Here is a 5,611-nt window from a genome sequence, read left to right on the forward strand (position 1 = left end):
AAGCACGCGGATCAACTGGCCGCGGCGCGGCACGGTGATGCCGAGCAGCTTTTCCGCCGCGAGGCAGAACGCATGCTCCTGGTTCATCGGCGCGACGTAATCGAGCCGGTCGAAATAAGGGATCGCCTGAAGATAGGTCTTCTGCTCGATCAGCTTCTCGGTGCCGCGGTGAAGCAGCCCGATATGGGGGTCAACGCGGGCGACGACTTCGCCATCCAGTTCGAGCACGAGACGCAACACACCGTGGGCCGCCGGATGCTGCGGTCCAAAGTTGATGGTGAAGTTGCGCAGATTTTCAGGTTGCTCGTTCATGATCAGGCCTTCGGTCCCGCCTTCTCATCGCCCGGCAGCGGATAGTCCGCTCCTTCCCACGGCGAAAGGAAATCGAACTTGCGGAATTCTTGGTTGAGCCTAACAGGCTCGTACACCACCCGCTTCTCCTGGTCGTCGTAGCGGACTTCGACGAAGCCGGTGAGCGGGAAATCCTTGCGCAGCGGATGGCCCTCGAAACCGTAGTCGGTGAGGATTCGGCGCATGTCGGGATGACCGACGAAGAACACGCCGTAGAGATCGTAGGCCTCGCGCTCGAACCAGTCGGCGCCGGGGAAGATTTCGATCAGTGACGGCACCTGCGTGGCCTCGTCGGCCTGGGCCTTCAGCCGGATCCGCGCGTTCAAGGTCGGTGACAGGAAGTGGTAGATCACGTCGAAGCGCTTCTCGCGATCCGGATAGTCCACGGCGGTGATGTCGGTGAAGTTGACGAAGCGGCAGCCCGGATCGTCACGGAGGTACTTGACCACCTCGACGATCTTGCTGACCTCGACATCGACCGTCAGCTGGTTGAAGGCCACCGAATGACCGGTGGCGGCGCCCGGAAGCGCGCTCACGATCGTCTGCCCCAGGGCGTCGAGCTTGGCGTCGTCCATGACGTAAAACCTTAGCGTTCGATGGTGCCGGTGCGGCGGATCTTCTTCTGCAGCAGCAGCACGCCGTAGAGCAGCGCTTCCGCCGTGGGCGGGCAGCCCGGCACGTAGATGTCGATCGGCACGATGCGGTCGCAGCCGCGCACGACCGAGTAGGAATAGTGATAGTATCCGCCGCCGTTGGCGCAGGAACCCATCGAGATGACGTAGCGCGGCTCCGGCATCTGGTCGTAGACCTTGCGCAGCGCCGGCGCCATCTTGTTGGTCAGCGTTCCCGCGACGATCATCACGTCGGACTGGCGCGGCGAGGCACGCGGGGCGAAGCCGAAGCGCTCGACGTCGTAGCGCGGCATCGAGACCTGCATCATCTCGACCGCGCAGCAGGCAAGGCCGAAGGTCATCCACATCAGCGAGCCGGTGCGCGCCCAGGTGATGAGGTCATCGGTCGCCGCCACGAAGAAGCCCTTGTCGGACAGCTCGGAATTGACCTCGAGAAAGAACGGATCACTGGCCCCGACCGGCTTACCGGTCGAGGGATCCAGGATGCCCTTGGGAGCCGGAGCGATCACCGGACCTGTGGACGGTGCAGGGTTCAATCCCATTCCAGTGCTCCCTTTTTCCATTCATAGGCGAACCCGACCGTCAGCACGGCGAGAAACACCACCATGGACCAGAAGCCGGTCGCGCCAAGCTTGCCGAACGCCACCGCCCAGGGAAACAGGAACGCCACCTCGAGATCGAAGATGATGAAGAGGATGGCAACCAGATAGAAGCGGACGTCGAACTTCATGCGGGCGTCGTCGAAGGCGTTGAAACCGCATTCGTAGGCCGACAGCTTCTCCGGGTCGGGCTGCTGAAACGCCACGATGAAGGGCGCGATCAGCAACACCAGGCCAATGAGGGCCGCGACCCCGATAAAAACGACGAGTGGAAGATAGTTCTGAAGAATGCCGCTCATTGGCGAGCCCTTTTTCCCGCAGCCTCAAGACAGCCACGGATTCGTCCGATTTGGAATTGTTCTGAGCCTTAGCGCAGTGCACCAATGGGCGCAAGACACGCTCTTTTCAGGCCCTTTGCCGCGCCCAAAGCGGCGAAAATCCCGGAATCACCCCGCCGCTGGTATGGAGCAAATCGCCATGGCCAAGCAAGAGCAGTCACAGTCTCGCAAGGCCGGTGGCTCTCACATTGTCGCGCTCGCACCAAGGCGGTTACCGGGCGGGCTTTGCAGGACCAAAGCCCTCATTCCTGATGCGGCAGCGCATCCAATTCCCGGCGGTGACCCACGCAGGCGCCTTGCCGCCGCCCGCTGATACATAGCGTCGCCGAGGGTCCGGGCCGTGTCGCCGAGGCACCATTGAGGGGCCTTGCGGCATCAGGCCAGCGGCAACAACGAGCACCTGTCCACAGCTCGCGGAGGCCCAGCGAGCCATGCGCCACGACGGGGCCCGGGCTCGTCCAGCGAATGCCGTCGGCGGCCGGCTCCAAAACGGCCGCGAGCGCGGCGGGGCGACTGCTGGGTCGGTCGCTCGCGCCGCGCTCGGATGAGCTTCGGGCCGGGGGGCATAGCCCGTGAGCTCATCGATCCCCTGGCGGAAGGTCAGCGGCCGCCCGGTGGGCAGAGCCGAGGATCGCCTTCGCCCCTCCTCACCATTTGTAGGAGACGCTGGCGGTGACGCGCCGGCGGTCACCGTAAAAACACGAGGTCGGGAATGAACAGCTCGCGACGTAGATCTTGTCGGTCAGGTTGATCACGTTGAGCGCCGTGCGCCAGTTCTGCCATTCGTAGTGAAGCGCGAGATCGCCGAGCACCACCGCGGGAACCTCGAGCGTGTTGGCAGGGTCGGCCCACGAGGATCCGACGTAGCGGACGCCGCCGCCGAAGCCGAACCCTTCGAGCGGACCATCCTTGAAGGTGTAGTCCGCCCAACCCGAGACCAGCAGTTGCGGCGTGTTGGTCGGCGTCTTGCCGACCAGCGACGGATCGAGATCCCGGCTGTTGAAGAGGTCGTAGGCGGTGAAGGCCCCGATCAGCTTCAATTCCCTGGTGGCATTGGCCACGGCTTCGAGCTCGATACCGCGAGAGGTCACCTCGCCGGTCTGGTTCTGCAAGATCGGCGTGCCCGCCGTCGTCGCCACGTTCTGGCGCTTCAGGTCGAACACCGAGGCAGTAAAATAACCGTCGAATCCTTTTGGCGCGACCTTCACGCCGATCTCGGTCTGCTGCCCGGTCTCCGGGAGAAAGAGCTGGTTGGTGGCGTTGAGACCGATGACCGGATTGTAGCTCGTGGCATAGGAGATGTAGGGCGCGATGCCGTTGTCGAAATTGTAGATCAGCCCGGCCCGCCCGCTGAACTTGCTGTCCTCGCGGCTGGCGATGGCCGCGCCGGTGTCGCGGGCGTCCTGCGTCGTCTCGACCCAATCATTGCGGCCGCTCAGCACCAGGGTGAAGTTGCCGAGCTTCATCTGGTCCTGAAGATAGGCGCCCGCCTGCTTCTGCGTGATCAGGAAGTTGCGGAATGGCGCGCCCGTCAGCGGAATGCTGACACCATAGGCGGGATTGAAGACATTGATCGAAGGGACGGTGCTGAAATTGAAGTTCTGGTAATCGTCGATCTGGTATCCCTTCAGATCGAGCCCGAACAGCATGGTGTGCCGCACCGGCCCCGTGTTGAAGCGATATTCCAGTTGATTGTCGAGATTGGCCTGGTTCGCCGTGTTCTTCGCGTACCAGTTATATCGGCCCATCGTCGCCGTGTTGATGTTGTCCCAGCCGTTGCCGATGTAGCCGCGATAGGTCAGGTCGATATGCGCGAAGCGCGCATTCTGCCGGAACGTGAGGTCGTCGGTGAGATTGCGCTCGAACTGATAACCGAGCATCTCCTGCTCGCGGGTGAACTTGTCGACGCTGGGATCGCCGACGAAGAAGCTGGTCGGAATCTTGCCGAAGGGCGCGTTCGTCACCGTGCCCTGATAGGGCAGGAAATTGATGCCGCGGGTGTCGGTCTTCGAGGCCGATGCGAGCACCGTGAAGGACGTGTCGGCATCCGGTTTCCAGGTGAAGGACGGCGCGATGAAGTAATTGTTGTCGGGCGTGAAGTCGACCTGCGTGCCGCCGTTCCTGACCTCGCCGACGACGCGATAGAACAGCTTGCCGTCCTGGGGCTGCGTCGCCACGGGACCACCGACATCAAAGCCGACATAGGCGTTGCCGAAATTGTTGACGCCGGTCTCGATGTAACGGATCGGCTCGGCCGGCGGCATCTTGCTGATGACGTTGACGATGCCGCTCGGGCTCGATCCGCCATAGAGCACGGCGGACGGACCGCGCAGCACCTCGACGCGCTCCATGTTGGACGGCGGCAGCCGCCAGCTCGCGTAGGAGGTGTAGAACAGCTGCATCCCGTCGAGGAACAGTCCGATGTCGTCGGACTTGAAGCCGCGGATCAGCCACCAGTCGTTGCGCGTGTCGGCACCGAACGTCCCTGCCCGCACGCCCGCGGTGTAGCGCAGGGTTTCGTCTAGCTTCATCGGCTTCTGGTCGCGGATCTGCTCGGCGCCGATCACCGACACGGACTGCGGTGTTTCCATAATCGGCGTGTTGGTCTTGGTGCCCGAGGAGCTGCGGCCAGCGACGTAGCCGTTCACCGGGCCGCGCGGCGTCTCGACGAAGCCGACATCGCGCCGCGGCAGTGGCTGTCTCCTCGCAGCGGTCTGCACCGACGATCCCGGAACGCGGCGCTGCGGGGTCGCAGCAGCGCGTCTGCGCGCTTCCGGCGCGGTGACGGTCACCGCCGGCAGGCTCTGCGCGCCGCTCTGCGCGGATGACTGGGCCAGCGATGCCTGCGGCACCAAGACCAAGGCGGATGCGGTCGCCAACACGGCCGACCGCAGCATTCCAAGACTGTTCAACGCGCCACCCCGAAACTGCATGTTCGCTGCGTCATGCCGCCTGTCCCGAGACGGCCTGCGCTTGCGATGACGCTTATGTGAGGGCGCGGGAATCCCCTAATTGAAAGCTTCTTAGAAAGACTCTTAGAAGCGCTCGAACATGTCCGCATGTTGCTGCAGGATCGACGCGCTTTTGGCGGCGATTATCGCAAGGCGATCGGGCGACCGGAGGCGCCGGACCGGGCCGATCGGGCCCAGTCCGAATGAAGCCCGCTGGCCGGGGAGATGAAACCATTTTGCGGAACCCGCGAAACGATCCGGAAACAGATGGACCTTAGAAGAAGAGCCCATAGACGGCGGCAAAGTCCGCCGGGAGGCTCAGATGAACCACTCAATCCATTCCGCTGATCGTGCGACCCACCTGAAGATCGTGGTGGTGGCGCTGGTGGCCGGCATTGCCGTAGCCGGCTTCGGGATCGCAGCCCGCACCAACGCCGATTACAGCCAGACCGCCCAATCCACCCAAGTGATCAAGGCCGGCAAGCCGGTGGTGGTGACGAGTGCCGGGACGTCCGAGATTCGCTGAGACGGCCTCTGCCGAGCTCACCATTGGCCGCCTCCGGGCGGCCTTTTCGTTTTCCAGAGCAATGCTTAGCCAGGACGTCCGGGGCCAGCGCAACGTCCTTGACTTCACCATGTCCCCCCTTTAAGTCCCCCCTCGTTCCGCGCGCGTCGAGCGAACCACGCGGGAGTAGCTCAGTTGGTTAGAGCGCCGGCCTGTCACGCCGGAGGTCGCGGGT

At 63.5% G+C, this 5,611-nt stretch carries 5 protein-coding genes and 1 pseudogene; 1 reads left to right on the forward strand and 5 read right to left on the reverse strand.

Translation table 11 applies throughout. From position 1 onward, the window contains the following. From JHD07_RS31375 to JHD07_RS31395, 5 genes and pseudogenes are all read right to left on the reverse strand, one after another. Nucleotides 1-312: pseudogene (locus JHD07_RS31375) on the reverse strand (NADH-quinone oxidoreductase subunit D); the annotation flags it as partial. 2 nt (nt 313-314) lie between these two features. Continuing rightward, nucleotides 315-926, reverse strand: a complete 612-nt coding sequence (locus JHD07_RS31380) for an NADH-quinone oxidoreductase subunit C (protein ID WP_291629202.1) — start codon at nt 924-926, stop codon at nt 315-317. Nucleotides 927-937: 11 nt separating this feature from the next. Then, nucleotides 938-1,525 carry an NADH-quinone oxidoreductase subunit B family protein gene (locus JHD07_RS31385; RefSeq protein ID WP_291629204.1) on the reverse strand — a complete coding sequence of 196 codons (588 nt, stop codon included), beginning with the start codon at nt 1,523-1,525 and terminating at the stop codon, nt 938-940. Then, entirely contained in the window at nt 1,516-1,881 is a 366-nt protein-coding gene (locus tag JHD07_RS31390; protein ID WP_008547797.1) for an NADH-quinone oxidoreductase subunit A, read from the reverse strand. The genes JHD07_RS31385 and JHD07_RS31390 overlap by 10 nt, the downstream gene beginning before the upstream one ends. Before the next feature lie 686 nt (nt 1,882-2,567). Further along, entirely contained in the window at nt 2,568-4,817 is a 2,250-nt protein-coding gene (locus JHD07_RS31395; RefSeq protein WP_291629207.1) for a TonB-dependent siderophore receptor, read from the reverse strand. A 376-nt stretch (nt 4,818-5,193) separates the two neighbouring features. On the opposite strand from JHD07_RS31395, the gene JHD07_RS31400 reads away from it, so the two are divergent. Further along, nucleotides 5,194-5,397 (forward strand): hypothetical protein, encoded by a 204-nt coding sequence (locus tag JHD07_RS31400; protein ID WP_025036625.1) that lies wholly within the window; start codon nt 5,194-5,196, stop codon nt 5,395-5,397. The last annotated feature ends 214 nt before the right edge of the window (nt 5,398-5,611 follow it).

This window comes from Bradyrhizobium sp. (assembly GCF_016462955.1).
Classification (GTDB): Bacteria; Pseudomonadota; Alphaproteobacteria; order Rhizobiales; family Xanthobacteraceae; genus Bradyrhizobium.